Here is a 25274-nt window from a genome sequence, read left to right as displayed (position 1 = left end):
TTGGGCTAGCCGACCCTTTTGTTTCTGTAGCTAAAATCATTCATCATCTGGCTCTGACATAAAATATATTTCGCCACGGAATCCCTCTCACCATTGAATTAACCTTGAACTCATCCATAAGTAAAAAATATGTCACCAACTTATACATCATCGTTATTAATTTATTTTTTCAAACCCATCATTAAATAAATTTGACAATGAAAGAAATGCGTCTTTAATTAAATTTCATTGATCAAAAAACATACTTCCTGCAATCGAATTTATTTCGGGGGTCACTCGTGGAAGAAATGCTGATCCTCGTTGATGACAAAGATAATCCTATCCGTTCGGAAGGGAAACTCTCGGTTCATCAGCAAGGGCTATTACATCGTGCATTTTCGATCTTTATATTTGATAACAAAGGAAGATGGCTGCTGCAACAAAGAGCGTTCGGCAAATACCATTCGGCCGGATTGTGGACCAACAGTTGCTGCGGGCATCCGCGCTGGGGCGAGGCTACCGATGCTGCCGCCCAGCGGCGTTTACAGGAAGAAATGGGGTTTTGCACCCCATTGAAAAAGGTCTCCAGCTTTATCTATCATGCTGAAGTACCTGGAAATTTGACTGAACATGAGTTCGACCATATTTATGTTGGGTTGTTTGAAGGTGAACCTGATATTAATCCTGACGAAGTAGAAAATTCGCGATGGATTGATGTCATCCAGTTATTGCATGAGATTGAATTGCATCCGGAAAAATTCACCGCCTGGTTCAGGTTAATAATAAACAGTTTTGATACCAATGAAATAACACGATGGGAAAAGCTTGCATCCCGTTAATGCTATCCACATTAAACGACTGGTGAATGGCGATGGATACCTTATTGGAATTAATTAATTTTCCGGCCGATCTACGAAAATTATCCCGTGAGAAATTAGCACAGGCAGCAAATGAACTCCGGGCATTTTTATTATCCAGCATTGCAAAAAGCGGTGGCCATTTAGCCTCTAATCTCGGCGTGGTGGAATTAACCCTGGCGCTGCATTATGTCTTTGATACGCCAAACGATCGCATTGTCTGGGACGTCGGTCATCAATGTTATCCGCACAAAGCGATTACCGGCAGGCGCGGACAGATGAGCAACCTGCGCAAAAAGGGCGGCATTTCCGGCTTTCCAAGACGGGATGAATCCCCCTATGACAGCTTCGGTACCGCCCATTCCAGCACGTCAATCTCCGCCGCGTTGGGAATGGCGCACGCCGTCCGGCTGCAGCGGCAGGCCCGGCGCTGCATCGCGGTCATTGGCGACGGCGCGCTCAGTGCCGGTCTGGCCTTTGAGGCGATGAACAACGCCACGCTCGATCCGGACCTGCCCCTACTGGTGATCCTCAACGATAACGATATGTCGATCTCGCCATCGGTCGGCGCGCTGCAACAGCATCTCGTCGCTCTGCAAGGCGGTGAATCTGCGTCACTGTTCAGCACCCTGGGTTTTGACTACTCGGGGCCGGTTGACGGCCACGATCTGGCTACGCTGATCCCGGCACTGGAACGGCTGCGCGATCGGCGCGGGGTGCAGTTGCTGCATGTCATCACCCGTAAGGGCCAAGGCTTTTCGCACGCGGAAGCCGACCCCGTGAACTACCATGCGCCGGCCAAATTTTGTCCGCAGGCCGGAATATTGCCCACCGCCGCCGGTAAGCTGACCTATACGCGGGTATTCGGCGACTGGTTGTGCGACGAGGCAGAGTGCGACGCGCGCGTGGTCGGCATTACCCCGGCGATGCGTGAAGGTTCCGGCCTGGTGGCCTTTCAGCAGCGCTTTCCCGATCGCTATTTCGACGTCGGCATCGCCGAACAGCATGCGGTGACCTTTGCCGGCGGCCTGGCCGCCGAAGGCATGCGGCCGGTAGTGGCGATTTACTCCACCTTCCTGCAGCGCGGTTATGACCAGCTTATCCACGACGTCGCCATCCAGAAACTGCCGGTAACCTTCGCCATCGATCGCGCCGGCGTGGTCGGAGCCGATGGCGCGACCCATATGGGCATGTTCGATCTGGCTTATCTGCGCTGCATTCCCAATCTGCTGCTGATGTGCCCGGCGGATGAAAATGAGTGCCGGCAAATGCTGCATACCGCGCTGAATCATCATGGCCCGGCGGCGGTACGTTATCCGCGCGGCAGTGGCCCCGGCGTGCTGCCGCAGCGCGAGATGGCGACGTTGCCGTTGGGAAAGGCGCAGGTTCGCCGCATTGGGCGACGGATCGCCATTCTGGCCTTCGGCTCGATGGTCGTGCCGGCGCTGGAAGCCGGAGTCCGACTGGATGCGACCGTGGTCAATATGCGCTTCGTCAAACCGCTCGACGCTGAGCTGCTGCAGCGCCTGGCGCGTACCCATGAGACCCTGGTTACGGTAGAAGAAGGCTGCATCGCCGGCGGCGCGGGTAGCGCCTGCCTGGAATGCCTGTCCGCCGCCGGGATCGCGGTAAACAGCTTGTTGCTGGGCTTTCCGGATAATTTTGTCGAACACGGCGAGCCGGCAGAGCTGCTGGCGGCCTGCGGTCTGGACGCCGACGGCATCGAAAACGCCATTGTCAGCTTTGTTACACCGCCGCTGGCGAGGTTTGTTGCCGACGTGGGGAGTTTTACCGATGAAAGTGAAGCTTTTTTGCACGAAAACACGCGCATTTATCGAGGAGAGCGACCATGAGCAATCTGTCTGAAATGATGTCACCCGACCCGGTGTATTTGCAAAACCTGCCGTATCAGGTGATCCGGGATAGCCATACCGACAGCTATGAGGAGAAGGTGGTACAGACCTACTGCGAAGAACCGGAACATTGGCGCAAGGCCATCGGCGAGACGCTGTTGTTTCAATTTGGGGTGTATGAGGATACGGCTCCTACCCTGACGCCGACGTCGAAACTGAAACCTACCGCGGGACTGGATGAGTCCAGTGTCCGTTATTTCGAGCAGCAGTTGTTTCTGGCCGGGGTAACCGGCAGCGATCGGCCGGCAATGCGCCGTATCCTGGATATCGGCTGCGGCTGGGGTTACATCCTCAAGCATCTGGCGGAGCGCTATCCGGAATGCCAACGGTTGGACGGCGTTAACGTCAGCGCCCAGCAGCTCAACTACTGCGCCCGCTTCCATGCCGAGCAAGGGTTGAGCGGCCGCATCAATCTGTTTTTGTGCAACGCGCAGGACATCGGACTGTTGCCGGATCCTGATGATCTTTATGATCTGGTGATCATCCGCGGCGTCATCTCTCACTTCCCCAACGAGCTGTATGAGAAAGCCATGCACGCGTTATTCAACCGGGTGCGGCCCGGTGGCAAGGTGATCATTTCCGACAATCTGTACAACGTCGAACCGGATCGCTACCAGTCCGATACGCCGGATATTGTTGATCGCCTGGCCTGCCGCCATCAAAAAACGCCGGTTTACTTTAGCCAGGTGCTGGAAGACAGCGGTTTCACCATAAAGGATTTTCGCGTATTGCCGTCAAACGTCGACGTAGCGCACTGGCTGATGGACTCCAAAGCCAATATCGAGCGTCATTTCCCCACCGGGGTTGACGGCGCGCTGGAGGAGCTGCGGGTGCTGGCGGAAAACTGGTCGGTGGCGCTGCTGAAGAACAAGGTTTCTACTTACAGCGTGATTGCTTGCAAAAAATAATCCTCCGTTAACGTCATATCTATTCAATGATGGGGAACAGTATGAACACAAATGATTTTTTGTCTCCCGAAGCCCAACCGACGCTTACGTCCCAACCCGTCATGCATATTGTGCCTGACTATAATCCCTTCAACCGGCAGTACAAAGTGCACCCCCTGAAAGCCGAAGTTGAAAAGAAAGCGCTCGATTTCATGGAGCGTTACCGTCTTTACTGGACTGAAGAACAGCGCCAGCGTCTGTACGGACAGGATTGCGGAGGGATTGCAGGCTATGTCTATACCTTGGCCCCCAATGCCGAGCAACTGCAATTGGGGGCCGATCTGGCGATGATTGCTTTTACCTGGGACGATGAATTTTGCGATGAAGGCCCAACTCGTGACAAGCCGATGGAAATGGCAGACAGCGCTTTCAGAACTATTCGCGCACTGGAATGCCACGACATCATTGTCGATAAAAATGACCGCTATGCAGTGGCCATGCGGGATATTCTGCAACGCGTTCGCCAATTGTCACCTGACTATCTTGCCAACCAGTGGGTGGATTCGGTCCGACATTGGTTTTTCATCGAGATCCAGAAAGCATCTAACGTGGCGCGCGGGATACGCCCCAACCTGAGTGATTATGTGGTGACCCGCATGCATACTGGTGCCACCCCCACATTTATGCTCAATACGCAGATCGCCAACGGGTTGGAGTTGGGGCCGGGTTTGCTGTTCGACAGACGCGTCAATGCGTTGATGGAACTGGCCCGTACCGTGGTCAACTGGTCAAGTGATTGCTATTCCTACTTCAAGGAGGCGGAACGTACTGCCGATGGGTATAACATCATCGATGTTCTGATGGACACCCATAACCTTTCTGTCGAAGCCGCAATGGCAATGGCTTTCAATATGCAGGACCGTATGCTGATGCGTTTTGTCGAGCTCCGTGATGAAGTATTAAATGGGCCGCATGACAAAGGAGCCGAAATTTATATTGATGCGCTGGAAGAATATACCATTGGCGGGATCTTGTGGTGTCAACAAACCCAACGTTATCGATTTATTGATGGGACGACATCAGGCAGGCTGGCTTATACCGCGTCAGGGTTTACTCGGCAAGCTCGGGGAAGCGAGCTGTCAGAGCCGATCGACATCCCGACCATCGCCTGGTGGTGGCAGGTGGGGGAAAGAGCAGATCAGCACGGGCGGCGCTAGGCGGCTTTCAACACAGAATTTGTTCATGGACGCTTGTTCGGCGATGAGCGTGATCGGGGAATGGTCGTATGCGCGGTAACCGGGTTCCCTCTCCCCCTGGCAGCCCGGTTACCGCGCATGTCCTCAACGCAGTTAACCGGTAACCGCCGCGTAAGGCGTTTGGCGCTCGCTTTTCGCCGGGTAGTTAATCTCCAGGCTGCGGCGGCGGAAATCGCTAGGGCTAACCCCCACCCGCTTGCGGAACACGCGAGAGAAATAGAGTTGATCGTCATAGCCTACCACCCGGCCGATGGTGGCGATCGACTCCTGCGTAGTTTGCAACAGCAGCTTGGCGCGGATCACCCGCTGGTCCTCGCGCCAGCGCAGGATATTGATGCCTACCTGCTCACGGAACAGGTGCGCCAGCCGCGACGGCGACAGGCAGACATGACGCGCCACCTCGTCAATGCGCAACTCGCCCGCCAGGTTGCCGGTGATGAACTGACAGGCTTCGATGACACGTGGATCCATGATTTTCTGCGGGCTGAGCGGATCTTCTTCCATCGCGCGCAGCAACAGGCGTTCCAGCAGGTTCATGCCCAGCTCTTCCGCAAAGCGGCGGCCGGAGCGCTGGGTCTGTTCGATATTGGCGAACAGCCGGTCAAATTCCAGCAGCAGGTTGTTGTTTGGCAGCGTCAGGCGCCCCACTTCATGGGTTTTGCTGTGCCATTCCAGCCAATCGGCCCAGTAGGCGCGCGGGCGGAAATAGACCCAGCGGTGATACCAACAGTCACTGTCCGGTGAACGGCCGTAGTAATGGGATGCCTTGGGAGGAAACAGCAACAGATCGCCTGGGTTGCAGTAAAAGGTGTCCTCGCCGTCGAACACTTTTCCCTGGCCCTTGATGGTCAGGTTGAGAATATAACCCTTCATGCCGCCAGGGCGGTCGATAAAGAAATCCAGCGGGCCGTCCGCCATGATCGGCGTCAACCCGGCCACCAGATAGGCATTGAAGGTGTAACCCGGTAACAGCGGGTTCGGTTGCGGTTCCTGTGCCATGCGATGATACATCGGTCCTCCTCAAACAACTTGTCTATTACCAGTGTATCGGCCCGGCAGATTACTGCCTGAGCCGATGGCAGAACTGTGAGCAGGGTTAACGATTTTCTACACCGTGCGTTTGGCCTGCTGTTTGTAGCGGTCGAAAATTACCGCCGCCAGCAGGATCACGCCGCGCACCACATATTGCGAGAACGGCGAGATATTCAGCAAATTCATCGCGTTTTCTACCGTCCCAAGGATCAGGATGCCGGCGATAACGTAGGAAATCTTGCCGATACCGCCCTTCAGCGACACCCCGCCCAGTACGCAGGCCGAGATCACGATCAGCTCATAGCCGATCGAGGTCATCGGCTGGCCGCTGGTCATGCGCGAAGCCAGAATGATGCCGGCGGCGGCCGAAACCAGCCCGGACAGCACAAAGATGATGATTTTAGTGCGCACCACCGGTACCCCGGCCAGGCGCGCCGCCTCTTCATTGCCGCCGATCGCCAGCGTATTGCGGCCAAAGGTGGTTTTGTTGAGCAGGAAACCGAACAGGATCAGGCAGGCGACGGTGATCCAGATCGGCGCAGGCAGCCCCAGCCAGTTGGCGTAACCCAGGGTGAAGAAGCGCTCGTCTTCAATGCCCACCGCTTTGCCGTCGGAAATGATGTAGGCCAGGCCGCGCAGGATCTGCATGGTGGCCAGCGTGGTGATCAGGGCGTTGATTTTCAGCCGGGCGATGACAAAGCCGTTAATCAACCCCGACGCCACGCCCAACAGCAGGCCGGCGCCTACGCCGATCCACAGGCTTTCTGTCAGGTTGATCACCACCGCCGTGGCAACCCCGGCACAGGCGATAACCGAAGCGACAGACAGATCGAAGTCGCCGGAGGCCAGGCAAAACAGCATGCCGCAGGCCACCATGCCGGACATGGATATCGCCAGCCCCAGCCCTTTCATGTTGATGAAAGATCCGAAGTTAGGCACAAACACTACGCAGGCGATAAACAGCACCGCGAACACCACCAGCATGCCGTAGCTGTCCCAGATACGCGCCAGCCCCCGGCCGCTGCGGCTTTTCACAGAATGGGTCGTTATGGTCGACATCTCTTTCTCCTTCACAATCAAGCCACCGCCACAGCGGCATCAGGGGCAATATCGGGGGTGCGCAGCATCGCCAGGCTGAGGGCTTTTTCCTCGCTGGCATCGTCATGCAATAATTCGCCGGAAATGGCGCCTTCGCGCATCACGATGATGCGGTCCGCCAGCCCCAGTACTTCGGGCAAATCGCTGGAAGCGAACAGCACCGCGATGCCCTGCTGCGCCAGTTGGTAAATCACATGGTAAATTTCATGCTTGGCGCCGACGTCGATACCGCGCGTCGGCTCATCCAGCAGGATCACTTTCATTTCTTCCGACAGCCAGCGGCCCAGAATCGCCTTCTGCTGGTTACCGCCGGATAAATTCATAATCAGCTGACCGGCACTTGGGGTTTTGATATTCAGCGCCCGGATGTGGTGGTCGGCATTGCTGACCTCCCAGCCGTTATTGATCAGGCAGCCTGCGCGGATGCTCTTACGCCGCGCGCTGATGTTGATGTTGTCTCGCACCGAATGCACCGGAATGATGCCGTCCGCCTTGCGGTCTTCCGGGCACAGCATGATGCCTGCGCGGATAGCGTCTATCGGCGAACGGATGTCCAACCGCTGGCCATCCAACGTCAGTTGTCCGCGGCTGACCCGCGTGGCGCCGAAAATGCCCTTCATCAGTTCGCTGCGCCCGGCGCCCACCAGGCCAAACAGCCCGACAATCTCCCCGGCGCGCACGCTCAGATCGATAGGGGTTTTGACGCCCGGTGCCTGCAATCCCTGTAGCGCCAATCTCACCGGCCCCAACTCACGCGGCTGATAACCGTAGACGTCAGCGATATCGCGGCCCACCATCGCCTGCACCAACTGCGCGTTATTGACCTGGTTCATGTCGTCAAAGGTGCGCACATAGCGGCCGTCTTTGAATACCGTGATGGCATCGCTGAGGGCAAAGATCTCCTCCATACGGTGCGAAACGTAGAGGATCACCCGCCCTTCGGCGCGCAGTTCGCGGATCACCCGGAACAATTGCTCAATCTCTCTGGCGGACAGCGAACTGGTCGGCTCGTCAAACGCGATCACCTTGGCGTTGCGCGCCAGCGCCTTGGCGATTTCCACCATCTGCCACTGGCCGATCGACAGGTATTTCAGCGGCGTATCCGGGTCGATATCCAGCCCGAGATGTTCCAGTTGCAAGCGGGATTCGTAACGCAACAGCTTGCGATCCACCAGCCCGAGTTTGGTCGGCAACTGGCCAAGATAAATGTTCTCCGCCACCGTCATTTCCGGCACCAGATGCAGCTCCTGGTAGATAATCGCTACCCCGGCGTTCAAGGCATCGGTGGTGTTGGTGAACTGAACCGGCTGGCCTTTCAGCTGAATTTCACCCTGGGTCGGCGCGTAGTTACCGCTGAGAATTTTCAGCAGCGTGGATTTCCCGGCGCCGTTTTCCCCCATCAACGAGTGGATCTGCCCGGCCTGGCAGCTGAAACTGATATCGTCCAGCGCCTTCACGCCCGGGAAGGTTTTACCGATGCCTTTAAACGTCAGATACGGCAATGCGGCGGTCATAATGCGATCCTCCTGCGGTCAAAAATGCCGCCCGGCGTTACGCTGCGGGCGGCTCGGTGATTACATCAGGCCTTTTTTCTGCAGTTCGGTTTTAAAATTGTCGCGGGTGATCAGTACCACGTCGGTCACTTCGGTAAATTTCTGCGGCTCCACACCCTTTTCTACCCAGTCATGCAGCATCTGAATGCTCTTGTAGCCGTGAATGTCCGGGCTTGGCAGCAGCGAGCCGTAGAAACCGGTGGCCTGCGCCTTGGACAGTTCGCTGACCGCGTCCACACCGTTGATGCCGATGCCGATCACGTTAGGTGCCTTGAAGCCCTGGCCTTCGGTGGCGCGCACGCCGCCCAGCACGGTGTTGTCGTTCATGCCGACAATCAGCCAGTTTTTCACTTCAGGATGCTGCACCAGCATTGAGTTGGCGGCGTCGAACGCCCCCGGGATATCGTTGGACTTGGTCGGTACCGAGTAGATTTGTTTTTCCGGGAAGCCGGCCGCTTTCAGCGCGGCAATCGAACCGCCGGTGCGGCGACGGGCGGTATCCAGCTCATCGGCGGTGATCGCCATCACGGCGGTGTCCGTCGGTTTCCAGCCGCGTTTGTTCATCTCTTTCCACAGCTCCTGGCCCTGACGTTCACCGATTTTGGTGGCCGCCATCATCACCAGCGGCACGCTGTCCATAGGTTTGCCCTTGGCGGTGACAAACTGATCGTCCACGGCGATCACTTTCAGGTTGTAACTGCGCGCCTTGGCCATGATCGCCGAGCCGAGCTTCGGATCCGGCGTGCAGATGACAAAGCCCTTGGCTCCGCTGGCCGCCAGGCTGTCGATGGCGTTAAGGGTTTTTTCCCCGTCCGGCACGGCGATTTTGATCACGTCGAAACCAAGATCCTTACCGGCCTTGTCGGCAAATTTCCATTCGGTCTGGAACCAGGGTTCCTCTGGCTGCTTGACCAAAAAACCCAGCTTCATGGTCTCGGCGACAGCCGAATGTGACATAACGGCCGCCAGACCCAGTGCCGCCAGCGCCTTAGTGAATTTATGCATGATACTCTCCGCAGTGTTGTTCTCTTCGGCGAATAAATTCGCTCGCCGTGAAAACGTTATCATTAGGGTGCCTGTTGTCGGTGCGCCGCTTGTTTGCGCGGCATCTCCCAACACCAGCTGTAAGACGGATTAAGTTTTAGCGGGTATTTGTTGCCGAAATGTAGAGCGCTATCACATCCGTGGATTACAGCAGATATGTGCATATATTTAGCGAATTCCGCCAAGCATTAACTTATGACAACCGTCACAAAATCACTGTGCGAAGCAGAAAAGTGCATACTTCCAGCTAATGGCTCCTCACCTGCCCACCGCTCCCGCTCCTATGGTTGTCACAGCGTATTTACACATCAGGAGTCAACATCATGACGGCAGGCGCTATTGCCCTGGGATTGGACTTCGGCAGCGATTCGGTGCGGGTATTGGCGGTTGACTGCCATAACGGCCAGGAGCTGGATACCGAAGTGGTTTACTACCCTCGCTGGCAGCGCGGCGAATTCTGCAACGCTGCAGAGAACCGATTCCGCCACCACCCACTCGACTATATAGAAGCCATGGAACAGGCGATCGTCAGCCTGGTACAGCGCATGTCCCCGCAGCAACGGCTGCAGGTGATCGGCATCGGTGTCGATTCGACCGGCTCCACGCCTGCGCCGATTGACGCGCAGGGCAAGGTGCTGGCGCTGCGGCCGGAGTTTGCCGACAACCCGAACGCCATGTTTGTGCTGTGGAAAGATCACACCGCCATCGAGGAAGCCGACGCCATCAACCGGCTTTGCCGCAGCGGCGATTTCCCCGACTATTCTCGTTATATCGGCGGCGTCTATTCATCCGAATGGTTCTGGGCCAAGATCCTGCACGTTTCGCGTCAGGACGCCGGAGTGCGCCAGGCCGCCGCCTCTTGGGTGGAACTGTGCGACTGGGTGCCGGCGCTGCTGTCCGGCACCACCGCCCCGCAGCGATTGAAACGCGGGCGCTGTAGCGTCGGGCATAAAACGCTATGGCACCCCGACTGGGGCGGCCTGCCGCCGAAGGCGTTTTTCGCCGCTCTCGATCCCCTGCTGGTCGAAGACTTGCCCTGGCCTTTGTTCGAAGACTCCCACACCGCCGATTTGCCGGTCGGCACGCTCACCGCCGAGTGGGCCGCACGCCTCGGGCTGCCGCAGAGCGTGGTGTTATCCGGTGGCGCGTTCGATTGCCATATGGGCGCGGTGGGCGCCGGGGCGCAACCCTATACCCTGGTGAAGGTAATTGGCACCTCCACCTGCGACATCCTGATCGCCGATCGCCAGCGGGTCGACGGGCGCGCGATCGAAGGTATCTGCGGCCAGGTCGACGGCAGCGTAGTACCGGAGCTGATAGGCCTGGAGGCCGGGCAATCGGCCTTTGGCGATATGTATGCCTGGTTCAGCCGTTTGCTCAGTTGGCCGCTGCATGAGGCGGCGAAAAACCATCCCGAACTGCAACCGCAGTTGAAACAGATTGAAGCCGGCCTGCTGGCCGCACTGACCGAATCCTGGGCCAACAATCCGTCGCTGGATCACCTGCCGGTGGTGCTGGACTGGTTTAACGGCCGCCGCACCCCCTATGCCAACCAGCGTCTGAAAGGCGTGATTACCGATTTGAACCTCGGGACCGACGCGCCGACGCTGTTTGGCGGATTTATTGCCGCCACCGCTTTTGGCGCCCGCGCCATCATGGAGTGCTTCGAACAGCAGGACATCCCGGTCGACAACGTGCTGACCATGGGCGGCATCGCGCGGAAATCACCGACGATCATGCAGGCCTGCGCCGACGTGATGAACCGCCCGCTGCAGATTGTCGCCTCCGATCAATGCTGCGCGCTGGGTGCGGCGATCTTCGCCGCCGTGGCCGCCGGCCGTTTCAGTAACGTGCCCGAGGCGCAACGCCTGATGGCCTGCGGCATCGAACGCACACTGCAACCGGATCCGCAGCGTGTCGCGCGCTATCAACAACTTTATCAACGCTATCAGCAATGGTGCCTGGCCGCCGAGCCGCGCTACGCCCCTGGCGCAGATTCGCCATGCTGAATCCCGATACCCAACACTAACCCCAGGAGTCTCTGATGGATGCATTTAAGCAGCATGAAGTCTGGTTCGCCATCGGCAGCCAGCACCTGTACGGCCCGCAAACCCTGCAACAGGTCAAGGCGCACGCCGAACAGGTCGTGGAAAGTCTCAACCGTGAGGCGGGGTTGCCGGTAAAACTGGTGCTGAAGCCGCTGGTCACCACACCAGATGAAATTACCGCCCTGTGCCGCGACGCCAACTATCGCCAGGAGTGCATCGGCATCCTGACCTGGTTGCACACCTTTTCGCCGGCCAAAATGTGGATCGCCGGGCTGTCTATCCTCAACAAACCGCTGCTGCAATTCCATACCCAGTTCAATGCCCAGGTGCCTTGGGACAGCATGGATATGGACTTTATGAACCTGAACCAGACCGCCCACGGCGGCCGTGAGTTCGGCTTTATCGGCGCCCGCATGCGCCAACAGCACAGCGTGGTTGCCGGCCACTGGCAGGATCCTGAAGCCCACCGCCGCATTGCCCAGTGGATGCGTGCCGCCGCCGCCAAACAGGCGAGCCGGCAGCTGAAAGTGGCGCGTTTTGGCGACAACATGCGTGAAGTGGCGGTGACCGAAGGTGATAAGGTCGGCGCGCAGATCCAGTTCGGCTACTCGGTCAATGCCTATGGCATCGGCGATTTGGTCAGCGTGATCAATGAGGTCAGCCGTGGCGATGTGGACACGCTGATTGAAGAATACGAAGCCAGCTATGTGCTGAGCGACGCGGCGAAAGTCAAGGGCGAAAAGCGCGAGAACCTGATCGACGCGGCACGCATCGAGCTGGGGATGAAGCGTTTTCTGGAACAAGGCAATTTCCAGGCCTTTACCACCAACTTTGAAGACCTGCACGGCATGAAGCAGTTGCCGGGGCTGGCGGTGCAACGCCTGATGCAACAGGGTTACGGCTTTGGCGGCGAAGGCGACTGGAAGACCGCCGCGCTGCTGCGTATCCTGAAAGTGATGGCCGATGGACTGAACGGCGGCACCTCGTTTATGGAGGATTACACCTATCACTTCCAGCCGGGCAACGATCTGGTGGTCGGTTCGCACATGCTGGAGGTGTGCCCGTCGATCGCCAAAGAAAGCAAGCCGCTGCTCGACATTCAGCCGCTCGGCATCGGCGGCAAGGCGGATCCGGCTCGATTGATTTTCTCCACCCCGGCCGGCCCGGCGGTTAACGCCAGCCTGATCGACATGGGCGACCGTTTCCGTCTGCTGGTCAATCAGGTGGATACCGTGGAACAACCGCACCCGCTGCCCAAGCTGCCGGTAGCGCGCGCCATCTGGCGGGCTCAGCCGACGCTGGCCACCGCCGCAGAAGCCTGGATCCTGGCCGGCGGCGCGCACCACACCGTGTTCTCCCAGGCGCTGGACGCAGACCAACTGCGGCTGTACGCCGAGATGCACAACATCGAGTTCTTGTTGATCGATAACGCCACCGCACTGCCGGCGTTCAAAAATGAGATCCGCTGGAACGACGCTTACTATCAGCTAAACCGCCGTTAATCTGTCGGCAGCCGGGGCAAAACCGGCTGCCGGTAACCAAACGTGCTGCCCTTGCCCCATTGTCCCGACCATCCGCTTGATATTGATGACTAACCCCCTATTACCCGCTAAGCTATGCGGCTTCATGTCTTACCCAGGAAGCCGTTTATGTCTCAAGCTGAATACACCCGTATTGGCGGTTGGTTGCTGGCCCCGATGGCCTATATGATTGTCACCCTGCTTAGCGCCAGCCTGATGATACTCCTGTATGGCATGGCGATTTTCATGCCGGAGTCGCGCGAATACCTGCTGACCAACGCCCAGGCATTTACCCTGCAATGGTATTTGTCCGTCCTGACCACGCTGGCGATGTGGTGCTTTACCCTGTGGCTGCTGTGGCTGTTTTGCCAGCGCTCGCAGCGTTTCCCCAAGCTGTTCCTTGTGTGGTTATTGATCACCGTGCTGCTGGCGATAAAAGCCTTCGCCTTTTCGCCGGTGCCGGACGAGCTGGCGGTACGCAGTTTGGGTTGGCCCCTGTTGATGGCGGCGCTATTGGTGCCCTACATGAAGCGATCCCAACGGGTAAAAGGCACCTTTACCGAGCGCTGAATGCCGCTGTGGCACGTTTTGCGCGGATAATTGTGTAAATTTTCGCCAAAAAAGGGCAAAAAGAGCAATAACCTTGCTATCCGTATGTTGTCGTTATGCCGCCAATTCCCGATAATAGGCGGCTTTTATTTTTTTAGGCATCGCAATGACCGAATACCTGCTCCTGTTTGTTGGCACCGTCCTGGTTAATAACTTCGTTTTGGTGAAGTTTCTTGGCCTGTGCCCGTTCCTTGGCGTATCCAAGAAGCTGGAAAGCGCCATCGGCATGGGGATGGCGACCACCTTTGTCATGACGCTGGCCTCCGTCAGCGCCTGGGTGATCAACACCTTTATTCTGGTTCCGCTGGATCTGGTGTACCTGCGCACGCTGTCATTTATTCTGGTGATCGCCGTTGTGGTGCAATTTACCGAGATGGTGGTACGCAAAACCAGCCCGGCGCTGTATCGCCTGCTGGGTATCTTCCTGCCGCTGATCACCACCAACTGCGCGGTGCTCGGCGTGGCGCTGCTTAACGTCAATCTCGGCTACAACTTCCTGCAATCGGCGGTGTACGGCTTTAGCGCCGCCGCCGGTTTCTCGCTGGTGATGGTGCTGTTCGCCGCCATTCGTGAACGCTTGGCGGTCGCCGACGTGCCTGCGCCATTTCGCGGTTCTTCCATCGCGCTGATCACCGCCGGGCTGATGTCGCTGGCCTTTATGGGCTTTACCGGGCTGGTGAAATTCTAATGACGGCGTTATGGATTGCTATTGCCGCGCTTAGCGCCCTCGGCTTGTTGTTCGGCCTGGTGCTGGGCTTTGCCGCACGCCGCTTTGAAGTGGAAGAAGATCCGGTGGCCGAGCAGGTCGACGAGATCCTGCCACAGAGCCAGTGCGGCCAGTGCGGTTACCCCGGCTGTCGCCCTTATGCCGAAGCCGTCGCCAACGGCGAGATGATCAACAAATGCGCGCCGGGCGGCGAGCAGGTGATGCTGAAACTGGCCGAGCTGCTTAACGTCGAGCCGCAACCCTTGGGCAGCGAAGCCGCCGCCGAGCCGGTGCGTCAGGTGGCCTATATCGATGAAGCCAACTGCATCGGCTGCACCAAGTGCATTCAGGCCTGCCCGGTGGATGCCATCGTCGGCGCCACGCGCGCCATGCATACCGTAATTACCGATCTCTGTACCGGCTGTGACCTGTGCGTTGCGCCGTGCCCTACCGATTGTATTGAAATGAAGCCGGTCGCCACCACCACTGCCAACTGGAAGTGGGATATGAAGACGATTCCGGTGCAAGTGATCCACGTGGAGCAACATGCTTAATCTGTTCGCCGCCTTCAAAAAAGACCGGATTTGGGATTTCGACGGCGGGATCCATCCACCGGAAATGAAGACTCAGTCCAGCGGAGTGCCTCTGCGCACCGCTCCGTTGGCCGAGCGTTTTATTATTCCCCTGCAACAGCATCTTGGGCCGGAAGGCGAGCTGTGCGTCAACGTCGGCGACCGGGTGTTGAAAGGCCAACCGCTGACCGTTGGCCGCGGCCGTACGGTGCCGGTACACGCGCCGACCTCCGGTATCGTCAGTGCCATCAAACCGCATATCACCGCTCACCCTTCCGGGCTGGCGGAGTTATGCGTGATAATCCAGGCGGATGGCGAAGACCGCTGGTGCGAACGCGAGCCGGTGTCGGACTACCGCCAACTGGCGGCGCAGGATCTGCTGCAACGCATTCATCAGGCCGGTATCGCCGGGCTGGGTGGCGCCGGTTTCCCGACCGCCAGCAAGCTGCAGGGCGGCATGAGCGGCGTGGAAACGCTGATCCTCAACGCTGCCGAGTGCGAGCCTTATATCACCGCCGATGACCGTCTGATGCGCGAACACGCCGACCAGATTATCGAAGGCACGCAGATTTTGCGTCACCTGCTGCAACCTAAGGTCACGCTGATCGGCATCGAAGACAACAAGCCGGAAGCGATCGAAGCACTGAAGCTGGCGTTACGCAGTCAACCGGGCATCGCCCTGCGGGTGATCCCGACCAAATACCCTTCCGGCGGCGCCAAGCAGCTCACCAAGATCCTGCTCGGCAAGGAAGTGCCGCACGGCAAGCACTCTTCCGCCATCGGCGTGCTGATGCAAAACGTCGGCACCGCTTTTGCCATTAAGCGTGCCATTGTCGACGGCGAACCGCTGATCGAGCGCGTGGTGACCCTGACCGGCGATGCGCTTAGCCAGCCGGGTAATCTGTGGGCACGCATCGGTACGCCGGTGCAGCACCTGTTGAATTTTGCCGGTCTCCAGCCGCAGGCACAGCAAATGGTGGTGATGGGCGGCCCGCTGATGGGCTTTACCCTGCCCGCCCTTAACGTGCCGATCGTTAAAATCAGCAACTGCATTCTGGCCCCATCGGTCAACGAAATGGCGCCGCAGGAGCCTGAACAGTCCTGTATCCGCTGTGGCCTGTGCGTCGACGCCTGCCCGGCGGGCCTGCTGCCGCAACAGCTTTACTGGTTCAGCCGCGGCGAAGAACACGAAAAAGCCCGCAATCATAACCTGTTCGACTGCATTGAATGTGGCGCCTGCGCCTTTGTCTGCCCAAGCAATATTCCGCTGGTGCAGTATTACCGCCAGGAAAAGGCCGAGATCAAAGCCATCGATCAGGAAGCCGCACGCACCGCCGAAGCCAAGGCGCGTTATGAAGCCAAGCTGGCGCGACTGGAACGCGAAAAACTGGCGCGTGAAGAACGCCACAAGAAAGCCGCAGTCAAACTGACCGATGACGATCAGGATGCCGTTCAGGCCGCACTGGCGCGCGTGCGCAGTAAAAATGCCACGCCGGCGACCGGCACGGTAAACGGCGAGGCCCCAGACAACAGCGAGATGATCGCCGCCCGCGAAGCCCGCAAGGCGCAGGCGCGCGAACGTCGCGCCCAGTTGGAGGCGGCGCCGTCAACGGCCCCAGCCGCTGACGGCGAAGATCCTCGTAAAGCGGCGGTTGCCGCCGCGCTGGCACGGGTAAAAGCCAAAAAAGCCGCGCAACAGGCAGGGACCGAGACACCTGTCGAAACCACGCCAGCCGAACCGGCCGCGGTGGTGACGGAGGAAGATCCGCGCAAAGCGGCGGTCGCAGCGGCCATCGCTCGCGCCAAAGCCAAAAAGGCCGCGCAGCAGGCAGAGGCCGAGATGCCTGTCGAAGCCACGCCAGCCGAACAGGCCGCGGTGGTGACGGAGGAAGATCCGCGCAAAGCGGCGGTCGCAGCGGCCATCGCTCGCGCCAAAGCCAAAAAGGCCGCGCAGCAGGCTGCGGCAGAAACGCCTGTCGAAGCCACGCCAGCCGAACCGGCCGCGGTGGTGACGGAGGAAGATCCGCGCAAAGCGGCGGTCGCAGCGGCCATCGCTCGCGCCAAAGCCAAAAAGGCCGCGCAGCAGGCTGCGGCAGAAACGCCTGTCGAAGCCACGCCAGCCGAACCGGCCGCGGTGGTGACGGAGGAAGATCCGCGCAAAGCGGCGGTCGCAGCGGCCATCGCTCGCGTCAAAGCCAAGAAGGCCGCGCAGCAGGCTGCGGCAGAAACGCCTGTCGAAACCACGCCAGCCGAACCGGCTGCGGCGGTGACGGAGGAAGATCCGCGCAAGGCAGCCGTCGCAGCGGCCATCGCTCGCGTCAAAGCCAAAAAGGCCGCGCAGAGTCTGGCTACGGCTGAGGCAGATAAAGAGTAAAACGACGGTAGCGCCTTGCAGAACGCAAGGCGCTTTAGGCTGTGTCCCTCGATGGAACTGCGAATGCACCACGGGTCATTAAGGGACGCAGCCTAATCAATAGAAATCAGATAGGTATAATCGACGTCGATCTGACGCATCTTCGAGTCCTGATTCCACTCTTTGGGTTGAATAATTTCCATTTCTACGCTGCCCTGCACCTCATGGCGCAGCCCTGGCATCACGTGGGTCACCAGATAAGCGAAGAACTGTAAACACTCTTTCGCCGTGCCCAGATGGTTGATAGAAATATACTCGCGGCCAGGAATATGAATATTGTCGATCTGATGCCCCGAAAGAATATCCTTTTTGTTCTCCGCCTCCACCGCCATAACGTGAGTGGATGAGCACTGCTTGTCATCCCGGTTACGGGCGGAGTGGATACTGTACACCCGGCGGCAGTCCACGTTCAGCCCACGGAAGAAATCGGTGAAAATCTCGTCCTTCATCGCCATGCAAGAAGCCTGTTCGATTTCCGTTTCAGCGGCAAAATCCAGCTGGCGCGAGAAGCCAACCAGTTGCATATCCGGCAGCGTTACACGTTTCACCTCCGGATAGTAATCGGCCGCGAAACTGGCGTCGAAACTGAAACGCGGCATCAGGTTCTTCACATCCCATTTGTCCATCGAGCGATAACGGTTGGGCGTGGTGTCGAAACGCTGTTTGAACATGCGCGTAAAGGTCTGCTGGGAGTCAAAGCCCAATTCGTCTGAGATGTCGATGATAGAACGGTGGGTAATGCGTAACGCTACGGCGGCACGCGTCAGGATGCGTGAACGGATGTAGGTGGCGAGCTGAATGCCGGTGATACGCTTGAATTTGCGCTGCAAGTGCCATTTGGAGTAGCCGGAAATGCGCGCGACTTCGTCCAGATTGGGCCTTTTCTCCAGATGTATCTCAACCCACTCAATTAATTCTTCAATAAAAAATACATCTTCATTAGTCATTATTATGTATTCACTAACTTAATAATACTCGGGATAATAACCCACATGGATTATGTAAAATTTGTTATTTTGTGCGAAAAAACGTACCGAAAATAACATGCAAATCCAGTGGTTATCGCCTGACGTCGGCCCGCGATGCCAACAGTTTGGCTACTGCATGCCCAAGCTAGCGCAGTTTTACCGCGAAAAAAAATCCGATCGCGCCACAGGCCGGTTAAACCACAGCGCAGCCCGTGCTAAAAGCCTAATACCCCTACAATTAAGACGTATTACCCTTTCAGTGATTGAGGTAGAATGCAGCGCTATTATTTTCCCTGCGTCTCCGCTATGAGGCGCGTCGAACCTGCCGATCCACGGCAAAGATAGGTGTAGTGATTCTATGAAGTTCAGGCCGGTACAACAAACAGCCGCCAAAGGCTTGCACATCGCCAGTTCCCCTTTCACCCATAACCAGCAAAGCACCAGCCGCATCATGCTGTGGGTGATGCTGGCTTGCATTCCGGGCATGGCGGCGCAGGTGTGGTTTTTCGGCTACGGCAACCTGATCCAAACCGCGCTGGCGATGGTCGTCGCCCTGCTGGCGGAAGGTGCTATCCTCGCCCTGCGCAAATTACCGGTACGCACCCGGCTGGCAGACAACTCGGCGCTGCTGACCGCGCTGCTGCTCGGCATCAGCTTGCCGCCGCTGGCCCCCTGGTGGATGATTGTTATCGGCACCTTCTTTGCCATCGTTATCGCCAAACAGCTTTACGGCGGCCTGGGGCAAAACCCGTTCAATCCGGCCATGGTCGGTTACGTGGTGCTGCTGATCGCCTTCCCGGTGCAGATGACCAGTTGGCTGCCGCCGGATGAACTGCGCGCCACCGCGCTGTCGTTCCAGGATACCCTGCTGGCTATTTTCAGCGGCCATACCGCACAGGGGGCCACTATTCACGAACTGCAAATGGGCGTTGACGGCATCAGCCAGGCTACGCCGTTGGACGGTTTCAAAACCGGCCTGCGCAGCGGTCATAGCGTCGAGCAGATGCTGCAACAACCGCTGTTCGGCGGCACGCTTGCCGGCATTGGTTGGCAATGGATTAACCTCGGCTTCCTGGCAGGCGGTCTGTTTATGCTGGCGCGCCGCCTGATTCACTGGCAGATCCCGTTCAGCATGCTGGCGACCATCGCCTTCTGCTCCGGCCTGGCCTGGTGGTTTGATCCCGCGCATCAGGCATCGCCACTGATCCACCTGTTCTCCGGCGCCAGCATGCTGGGCGCGTTCTTTATCGCGACCGACCCGGTCAGCGCCTCCACCACGCCGAAAGGCCGCCTGATTTACGGCGCTCTGATTGGCGTGCTGGTATGGCTGATCCGCGTTTATGGCGGCTATCCAGATGGCGTGGCCTTCGCCGTGTTGCTGGCCAATATTACCGTGCCGCTGATCGACCACTACACGCAACCCCGCGTGTACGGCCATCGCTAAGGAGCCATGATGCTAAATTCAATGAGAAAGCATGGCACCACGCTTGCGGTGTTCGCGGCAGTGACGACCGGCCTGACCGCCGTGGTGCACAGTCTGACGCAGAAAACCATCGCTCATCAGGCGGAACTGCAGCAAAAAGCGCTGCTCGATCAAGTGGTGCCGCCGGAAAACTACGATAACAACATGCAGACCGAATGCTTCCTGGTCAGCGACCCGGCGCTGGGCAACGGCGCCCCGCACCGCCTGTATCTGGCACGCAAGAACGGCCAACCAACGGCCGCGGCACTGGAAACCACCGCACCGGATGGGTATTCCGGCGCCATTCAGCTGCTGGTCGGCGCCGATTTCAACGGCACCGTGCTCGGCACCCGGGTGATCGAACACCACGAAACGCCGGGGCTGGGAGACAAGATTGAGCTGCGCATTTCGAACTGGATTTCGTTCTTCAGCGGCAAGAAAATTGAAGGCGCGGACGACAAGCGTTGGGCAGTGAAGAAAGACGGCGGCATGTTCGATCAATTCACCGGCGCCACCATCACGCCGCGTGCGGTAGTCAACGCCGTTCGTCGCACGGCATTGTATACGGAAACGCTGCCGCCTAAACTCAATACCTTACCTGCCTGCGGAGCCAGCGAATGAGTGAAGCAAAAGAGTTGATTGTCCAGGGGCTGTGGAAGAACAACTCCGCCCTGGTTCAGTTATTGGGGATGTGCCCGTTGTTGGCCGTCACCTCTACCGTTACCAACGCCCTGGGGCTGGGGCTGGCGACCACGCTGGTGCTGACGCTGACCAACGGTTCCATTTCTGCGGTGCGTCGCTGGGTGCCAAGTGAAGTCCGTATCCCTATTTACGTGATGATCATCGCGGCCGTAGTGAGTATCGTGCAGATGCTGATCAACGCCTACGCCTTCGGCCTTTACCAGTCGCTGGGGATTTTTATTCCGCTGATCGTCACCAACTGTATCGTGGTCGGTCGCGCCGAAGCGGTGGCGGCTAAAAAACCGATCGGCCTGTCTGCACTGGACGGCATGGCCATCGGCCTGGGCGCAACCGGCGTCATGGTGACCCTGGGAGCGATGCGCGAGCTGCTCGGCAACGGCACCCTGTTCGACGGCGCCGATATGCTGCTGGGAAGTTGGGCCAAGGTGCTGCGCATTGAAGTGGTTCATTTCGACAGCCCATTCCTGTTGGCCATGCTGCCGCCAGGCGCCTTTATTGGTCTGGGCCTGCTGTTGGCGGTGAAATACCTGATTGATGAACGGATGAAGGCACGCACCGCCAGGGCGTCGGTGGCCGAACCGACGCTGGAACCAGGACAAGCAGAGAAAGCGTAATGAATAAAATCAAACGCCTGGAAATTCTGACCCGGCTGCGTGACAACAACCCGCAACCCACCACCGAGTTGGTCTACACCACGCCGTTCGAGCTGTTGATTTCAGTGCTGCTTTCCGCGCAGGCCACTGACGTCAGCGTCAACAAGGCCACCGCCAAGTTGTATCCGGTGGCCAATACCCCGGCGGCGCTGTTGGCGTTGGGCGTCGACGGCGTCAAGAGTTACATCAAGACCATAGGCCTGTTTAACAGCAAGGCCGAGAACGTCATCAAAACCTGCCGCATGCTGCTTGAGCTGCACGGCGGCGAAGTGCCGGAAGATCGCGCCGCGCTGGAGGCATTGCCCGGCGTAGGCCGCAAGACCGCCAACGTGGTGCTCAACACCGCCTTTGGCTGGCCGACCATTGCGGTAGATACCCATATCTTCCGCGTTTGTAATCGCACGAACTTCGCGCCGGGCAAAAACGTTGATCAGGTCGAAGAGAAGCTGCTGAAGGTGGTGCCGGGCGAGTTCAAGGTCGATTGCCACCACTGGTTTATCCTGCACGGCCGCTATACCTGCATTGCGCGCAAACCCCGCTGTGGCTCCTGCATCATTGAAGATTTATGCGAGTTCGCTGGTAAAACCGAGGTGTAAAGTACAAATAAAAACCCGCATGCGCATCTTTCCATCGTGAAGTTATGGCTTTATGTAAACTCTCACAATCAGATGGCTTGCAGAACCCGGAGGATTGGGCAATCTCTGGTTATTTATTGTCACGGCAACGTCTCAGAGCCGGTTTCATCCACTGTGCGTGCCATGCCGTTGAGAGCCGCCGGCACGCCGAGAGTAAAGAACCTGTCGCCCTGAGCAAGGCTCTGTGTTGTTGATCTGCCCAGGGGCCGCACGTTCAGACAGTTTTCATATTGTGTGACTAGTCAGTGATAGCGCCCTGCAGCGCGGCGACACCGCGAATGATTGGAGTTGAATCTGTCAGTTTTCCATGACGAGGTATTTCCTGCTTATTTATCTTCAATAATCGGGACGTAAGAAAAATAATCAAAATCTGCATACGCGTTTTCCCCCGTAAAGTCCTGGCAACAGATACCGACAAATGCGCCAGTAAACCGCTCATGGCCTTTTTCTTTGAAGTATTCATCGGACAGCTTGCTGTATTCAACATATCCCCCCACGCGATGCCACTCTTTTTCGTCATAGGAGTAAAAGAAGAAGGCAGCATCATGGCTAACCTCAACTTTTAGGTGAACCGGACCATCATGCTCCAGTTCAATCCCCTTTTCCGTCGGTTGATTGAATCTGTTCAGATCATTAATCATCAGGTTAAGGGTGCGCTTCCTCTCACCGTCAGCCGTCAAAAACAAATAAATGTAATTAGTGGTATCGTAAATACAGACCAGCCCTGCCATTTGCTGGAAAGACGTCGGTGTGAAATCAACGCATGTTTGTGCCCTGAAAACGAAGTCAGTTTGTCTTCTGGCCACCAAACTCTGGCAGTGGTGGGAACTGAGCGACTCTTTGCCATGCAACCGCAACCACCCTTTTTTGGCTTTCAAGCTGCAAATTTCCTCAGGCAGCGGAATGCGCAGGCTTTGAAAGTGTAGCGGCAAAGTGGGCGAGTCAAAATCATCCCGTTGCGGCTCATCAGGCCACGGTTTTTCCGGTAACCGGCAGTGGACGACAAGATCCGCAGTCGTTTTCTCATTGGACAGTCTTAACCAACCGTCGTGGCTCCAGTAAACTTTTTGGATGGCGGTTTCCCTGCCCATTGGGCTTCTGCCGCGTGAAGGCAAAGGCCGGCCACAGAGGTGAACCATAAAACACTCGCCCATCTCGGTTTCAACCAGATCGGCATGACCCGTACGCTGCAAGGGAAGCCGACAATCATAACGGGAAGTCATCATCTGGCCACAGGGATCAGTTTCGTACGGCCCCAGTAAATGGCGCGAACGTGCCATAGTCACGCCATGATTGTAGAACGTCCCCCCTTCTGCCGTTAAGAGATAGAACCAGCCGTTCCGCTCATAAATGTGTGGCCCTTCCGTCGTGCCCAGATCGCTTCCGTTATAAATCTTTTGACACTCACCGATGAGTTTTCTGCTTTCCTCATCGTATTGTTGAATGATGATGCCATTCCAATGCGGGAAACCCGGCTTCCCCCCATCCCGGTAACTCATCTCCATACTCACCAGCCACTTGGTACCGTCTCTTTTATGAAACAGCGACGGATCAATTCCCCGGCTGTTGAGATAGGTTGGCTCAGACCATTCCCCCTCAATGTCAGAAGTCGTCACGATAAAATTGTTGGCATCCCAAAACCTGCCCGTCAGGTTTTTTACATCGGTGTAAACCAAGTAAAATTGCCCCTTATCGACACTCAGGCAAGGCGCGTAGATCCCGCCAGAGTCCGGATTGCCTTTCATATCCAACTGGCTCGCCCTGCTAAGGGGGTATGAGATTAATTTCCAGTTTTTTAAATCAAAAGATTTATAGAGACAGATACCAGGAAACCATTCGAATGTTGAAGTAACGATATAATAGGCATGATTAGCATAGATAATAGAAGGATCAGGGTTAAATCCTGGTAAAATAGGGTTATTAATGATTGTCATCTTAACTCTCCCTTTACTTCTGAAAGATCGTCGGTAGACGCATTTTTTGGCGAATACGCGCCACCATCCTTCTTCTGGTCAAGATTATATTTTCTGAGAATCAGGATAAGACTCAAAATTAATAGCGCTGGGATAACCGTGAAGATAAGACGAATACAAAGAGTGGCAGTATCCGCTTGGGTAGCCGAGTTTCCTATATAACCACCGACCGTCAGTAACCACCCCATCAATGCTCCACCTATTGCAATACCGACTTTGATGGCAAAAATGTTCGTTGAAAAAACCAGCCCGCTGAATGACTTCCCGGCTTTACTTTCAATATGGTCAATGATATCGCTGAGGAGACTCCATTGTAACGGCGTTGCCGTAGAGTTTATAAAATGGATACATCCGATAATCACACAGATAACAACGACATATTGTGCCGGAACGAAAAACAAACCGAACATGATGGCCGCCTGCACCGTCATTGCCATTTTATAAGCAAATAATCGGTCTAATCTCGAGTACAGAGCAGTGGTAAACATTGATCCAAAAAACTTGGCACCAAGAATAATGGTTAAAATAATACTAACCAGATCGGGTCGATGTAAATAATAAGTAACGAAATACATTGCACCACCGGTTTTTAAAATACCAGCCGTCAGGTTCACCACATTGAGTAAAAATAACTTCCGCCAGTTTCTATCGGATGAAAGATGGCGGAGTTCTTTAAAAACAGTGCTGAACTTCTGTGATTTGTCTACAGGGCGAACATACTTTTCATTGGTCAATGCGAAGCAAAGATAAAACATAACGGTGCTGATTATCCCCATCAACACCATAGAGTAAAAGTAGCCGTGTTGCAGATTGCCGCCCCCCAGGGTTTTAGTCAGCGGCAGCGCAATAACCGAGACAATGATCCCGCCCAGGGCCGCGAAGGCAAAGCGGTACGATTGCATGGAAACGCGTTCGTCCGGGTTCTGGGAGAGGTTATTAATCATGGCGCAATAAGGGACGTTTACCAACGTATAAAGCAGTGATAATGCAGTATAAGAAACATAGGCATAGATGAGTTTGCCCGTTTCACCGAATTCTGGGGTGAAAAAAGTGAGAGAGCCAAGAATACCGAAGGGCAATGAGAACCAAAGTAAGTAGGGTCTGAACTGTCCGTGCTTTGTTGAGGTGTGATCGGCTAAAAATCCGATGTACACATCGAAAAAAGCATCCAGGATACGTACGACGAGAAACATGATTCCCATATGAAAGGCGCTGAGGCCATAAATATCCGTATAAAAATACGCCATGAACAACATGATGGTTTGCCAGATGATGTTCGATGCGCCGTCGCCCAATCCATAGCCTATTTTCTCTTTAACCGTGAGTTTAGACATGTTGATACCTTTTGAGGTTTTATAGAGTCAGAAAGCACTGACGTCCTGGTATCAAAAATA

The 25274-nt window shown here is 56.5% G+C and carries 21 protein-coding genes; 14 read left to right on the top strand and 7 right to left on the bottom strand.

What is annotated here, in order from left to right; translation table 11 throughout:
• Positions 1-278 precede the first annotated feature (278 nt).
• Genes idi through sodD form a run of 4 tightly spaced genes read left to right on the top strand, consistent with a single transcriptional unit; the run spans position 279 to position 4853 of the window.
• Entirely contained in the window at positions 279-818 is a 540-nt protein-coding gene (gene idi, locus SERAS12_RS11070; RefSeq protein ID WP_041416083.1) for an isopentenyl-diphosphate Delta-isomerase, read from the top strand.
• A 26-nt stretch (positions 819-844) separates the two neighbouring features.
• Positions 845-2689 carry a sodorifen biosynthesis 1-deoxy-D-xylulose-5-phosphate synthase SodB gene (sodB, locus tag SERAS12_RS11065; protein ID WP_013812731.1) on the top strand — a complete coding sequence of 615 codons (1845 nt, stop codon included), beginning with the start codon at positions 845-847 and terminating at the stop codon, positions 2687-2689.
• Positions 2686-3657, top strand: coding sequence for a sodorifen biosynthesis class I SAM-dependent methyltransferase SodC (gene sodC, locus SERAS12_RS11060; protein ID WP_013812730.1), 972 nt, complete (start codon positions 2686-2688; stop codon positions 3655-3657). The genes sodB and sodC overlap by 4 nt, the downstream gene beginning before the upstream one ends.
• 41 nt (positions 3658-3698) lie before the next feature.
• Positions 3699-4853, top strand: a complete 1155-nt coding sequence (gene sodD / locus SERAS12_RS11055; RefSeq protein WP_013812729.1) for a sodorifen biosynthesis terpene cyclase SodD — start codon at positions 3699-3701, stop codon at positions 4851-4853.
• Positions 4854-4985: 132 nt separating this feature from the next.
• Here the strand turns inward: sodD and araC are convergent, their stop codons facing one another.
• The 4 genes from araC to SERAS12_RS11035 form a co-directional block, all read right to left on the bottom strand.
• Complete coding sequence (araC, locus tag SERAS12_RS11050; protein ID WP_013812728.1) at positions 4986-5903, bottom strand: arabinose operon transcriptional regulator AraC; 918 nt, start codon at positions 5901-5903, stop codon at positions 4986-4988.
• Between the two features lie 96 nt (positions 5904-5999).
• Positions 6000-6983, bottom strand: coding sequence for an L-arabinose ABC transporter permease AraH (gene araH, locus SERAS12_RS11045; RefSeq protein WP_013812727.1), 984 nt, complete (start codon positions 6981-6983; stop codon positions 6000-6002).
• A gap of 17 nt (positions 6984-7000) precedes the next feature.
• Entirely contained in the window at positions 7001-8536 is a 1536-nt protein-coding gene (araG, locus tag SERAS12_RS11040) for an L-arabinose ABC transporter ATP-binding protein AraG (protein WP_013812726.1), read from the bottom strand.
• A gap of 60 nt (positions 8537-8596) precedes the next feature.
• Entirely contained in the window at positions 8597-9580 is a 984-nt protein-coding gene (locus SERAS12_RS11035; protein ID WP_013812725.1) for an arabinose ABC transporter substrate-binding protein, read from the bottom strand.
• Between the two features lie 362 nt (positions 9581-9942).
• Between SERAS12_RS11035 and SERAS12_RS11030 the strand changes: the two genes are divergently transcribed.
• The 6 genes from SERAS12_RS11030 to rsxC all read left to right on the top strand — a co-directional run bounded on the left by SERAS12_RS11030 (position 9943) and on the right by rsxC (position 17448).
• Entirely contained in the window at positions 9943-11628 is a 1686-nt protein-coding gene (locus SERAS12_RS11030) for a ribulokinase (protein WP_013812724.1), read from the top strand.
• Between the two features lie 35 nt (positions 11629-11663).
• Positions 11664-13169, top strand: coding sequence for an L-arabinose isomerase (gene araA, locus SERAS12_RS11025; protein ID WP_013812723.1), 1506 nt, complete (start codon positions 11664-11666; stop codon positions 13167-13169).
• Positions 13170-13316: 147 nt separating this feature from the next.
• A complete protein-coding gene (locus SERAS12_RS11020; protein ID WP_013812722.1) occupies positions 13317-13757 on the top strand; it encodes a DUF2569 domain-containing protein in 441 nt (146 codons plus the stop codon).
• Positions 13758-13902: 145 nt separating this feature from the next.
• Complete coding sequence (gene rsxA / locus SERAS12_RS11015; RefSeq protein WP_004938443.1) at positions 13903-14484, top strand: electron transport complex subunit RsxA; 582 nt, start codon at positions 13903-13905, stop codon at positions 14482-14484.
• Complete coding sequence (gene rsxB, locus SERAS12_RS11010; RefSeq protein ID WP_004943888.1) at positions 14484-15056, top strand: electron transport complex subunit RsxB; 573 nt, start codon at positions 14484-14486, stop codon at positions 15054-15056. Before rsxA ends, rsxB begins: the two co-directional genes overlap by 1 nt.
• Positions 15049-17448, top strand: coding sequence for an electron transport complex subunit RsxC (gene rsxC, locus SERAS12_RS11005; RefSeq protein ID WP_013812721.1), 2400 nt, complete (start codon positions 15049-15051; stop codon positions 17446-17448). The genes rsxB and rsxC overlap by 8 nt, the downstream gene beginning before the upstream one ends.
• A gap of 92 nt (positions 17449-17540) precedes the next feature.
• On the opposite strand, the gene SERAS12_RS11000 is transcribed toward rsxC, so the two are convergent.
• Complete coding sequence (locus tag SERAS12_RS11000) at positions 17541-18434, bottom strand: helix-turn-helix domain-containing protein (RefSeq protein ID WP_013812720.1); 894 nt, start codon at positions 18432-18434, stop codon at positions 17541-17543.
• Positions 18435-18813: 379 nt separating this feature from the next.
• On the opposite strand from SERAS12_RS11000, the gene rsxD reads away from it, so the two are divergent.
• From rsxD to nth, 4 genes are read left to right on the top strand one after another with little or no spacing between them, the layout of a single operon-like run.
• Entirely contained in the window at positions 18814-19899 is a 1086-nt protein-coding gene (gene rsxD, locus SERAS12_RS10995; RefSeq protein ID WP_013812719.1) for an electron transport complex subunit RsxD, read from the top strand.
• A gap of 9 nt (positions 19900-19908) precedes the next feature.
• The gene (gene rsxG, locus SERAS12_RS10990; protein WP_013812718.1) at positions 19909-20538 is read left to right on the top strand and encodes an electron transport complex subunit RsxG; all 630 of its coding nucleotides are present in this window, start codon (positions 19909-19911) and stop codon (positions 20536-20538) included.
• The gene (locus tag SERAS12_RS10985; protein WP_013812717.1) at positions 20535-21233 is read left to right on the top strand and encodes an electron transport complex subunit E; all 699 of its coding nucleotides are present in this window, start codon (positions 20535-20537) and stop codon (positions 21231-21233) included. Before rsxG ends, SERAS12_RS10985 begins: the two co-directional genes overlap by 4 nt.
• On the top strand, positions 21233-21868 hold the full coding sequence (gene nth, locus SERAS12_RS10980) for an endonuclease III (protein ID WP_013812716.1): 636 nt from the start codon (positions 21233-21235) through the stop codon (positions 21866-21868). The genes SERAS12_RS10985 and nth overlap by 1 nt, the downstream gene beginning before the upstream one ends.
• Before the next feature lie 365 nt (positions 21869-22233).
• Here the strand turns inward: nth and SERAS12_RS10975 are convergent, their stop codons facing one another.
• Positions 22234-23841, bottom strand: coding sequence for a glycoside hydrolase family 43 protein (locus SERAS12_RS10975; RefSeq protein WP_013812715.1), 1608 nt, complete (start codon positions 23839-23841; stop codon positions 22234-22236).
• The gene (locus SERAS12_RS10970; protein ID WP_013812714.1) at positions 23838-25214 is read right to left on the bottom strand and encodes a glycoside-pentoside-hexuronide (GPH):cation symporter; all 1377 of its coding nucleotides are present in this window, start codon (positions 25212-25214) and stop codon (positions 23838-23840) included. Before SERAS12_RS10970 ends, SERAS12_RS10975 begins: the two co-directional genes overlap by 4 nt.
• Between the last annotated feature and the right edge of the window lie 60 nt (positions 25215-25274).

It is taken from the genome of Serratia sp. AS12, from assembly GCF_000214195.1.
In the GTDB taxonomy this organism is placed as follows: Bacteria; Pseudomonadota; Gammaproteobacteria; order Enterobacterales; family Enterobacteriaceae; genus Serratia; species Serratia plymuthica.
Note: the sequence above shows the minus strand (reverse complement) of the source record. Positions and strands in the feature narration are given on the sequence as shown.

What these genes read in the sequence shown, in the direction of transcription:
- SERAS12_RS11000 (WP_013812720.1), bottom strand. Translation starts at nt 18,434, where the DNA reads ATGACTAATGAAGATGTATTTTTTATTGAAGAATTAATTGAGTGGGTT.
- sodC (WP_013812730.1), top strand. Translation starts at nt 2,686, where the DNA reads ATGAGCAATCTGTCTGAAATGATGTCACCCGACCCGGTGTATTTGCAA.
- sodD (WP_013812729.1), top strand. Translation starts at nt 3,699, where the DNA reads ATGAACACAAATGATTTTTTGTCTCCCGAAGCCCAACCGACGCTTACG.
- sodB (WP_013812731.1), top strand. Translation starts at nt 845, where the DNA reads ATGGCGATGGATACCTTATTGGAATTAATTAATTTTCCGGCCGATCTA.
- araC (WP_013812728.1), bottom strand. Translation starts at nt 5,903, where the DNA reads ATGTATCATCGCATGGCACAGGAACCGCAACCGAACCCGCTGTTACCG.
- SERAS12_RS11035 (WP_013812725.1), bottom strand. Translation starts at nt 9,580, where the DNA reads ATGCATAAATTCACTAAGGCGCTGGCGGCACTGGGTCTGGCGGCCGTT.
- rsxC (WP_013812721.1), top strand. Translation starts at nt 15,049, where the DNA reads ATGCTTAATCTGTTCGCCGCCTTCAAAAAAGACCGGATTTGGGATTTC.
- rsxD (WP_013812719.1), top strand. Translation starts at nt 18,814, where the DNA reads ATGAAGTTCAGGCCGGTACAACAAACAGCCGCCAAAGGCTTGCACATC.
- SERAS12_RS10970 (WP_013812714.1), bottom strand. Translation starts at nt 25,214, where the DNA reads ATGTCTAAACTCACGGTTAAAGAGAAAATAGGCTATGGATTGGGCGAC.
- araG (WP_013812726.1), bottom strand. Translation starts at nt 8,536, where the DNA reads ATGACCGCCGCATTGCCGTATCTGACGTTTAAAGGCATCGGTAAAACC.
- rsxB (WP_004943888.1), top strand. Translation starts at nt 14,484, where the DNA reads ATGACGGCGTTATGGATTGCTATTGCCGCGCTTAGCGCCCTCGGCTTG.
- SERAS12_RS11020 (WP_013812722.1), top strand. Translation starts at nt 13,317, where the DNA reads ATGTCTCAAGCTGAATACACCCGTATTGGCGGTTGGTTGCTGGCCCCG.
- SERAS12_RS10985 (WP_013812717.1), top strand. Translation starts at nt 20,535, where the DNA reads ATGAGTGAAGCAAAAGAGTTGATTGTCCAGGGGCTGTGGAAGAACAAC.
- araA (WP_013812723.1), top strand. Translation starts at nt 11,664, where the DNA reads ATGGATGCATTTAAGCAGCATGAAGTCTGGTTCGCCATCGGCAGCCAG.
- SERAS12_RS10975 (WP_013812715.1), bottom strand. Translation starts at nt 23,841, where the DNA reads ATGACAATCATTAATAACCCTATTTTACCAGGATTTAACCCTGATCCT.
- SERAS12_RS11030 (WP_013812724.1), top strand. Translation starts at nt 9,943, where the DNA reads ATGACGGCAGGCGCTATTGCCCTGGGATTGGACTTCGGCAGCGATTCG.
- rsxA (WP_004938443.1), top strand. Translation starts at nt 13,903, where the DNA reads ATGACCGAATACCTGCTCCTGTTTGTTGGCACCGTCCTGGTTAATAAC.
- araH (WP_013812727.1), bottom strand. Translation starts at nt 6,983, where the DNA reads ATGTCGACCATAACGACCCATTCTGTGAAAAGCCGCAGCGGCCGGGGG.
- rsxG (WP_013812718.1), top strand. Translation starts at nt 19,909, where the DNA reads ATGCTAAATTCAATGAGAAAGCATGGCACCACGCTTGCGGTGTTCGCG.
- nth (WP_013812716.1), top strand. Translation starts at nt 21,233, where the DNA reads ATGAATAAAATCAAACGCCTGGAAATTCTGACCCGGCTGCGTGACAAC.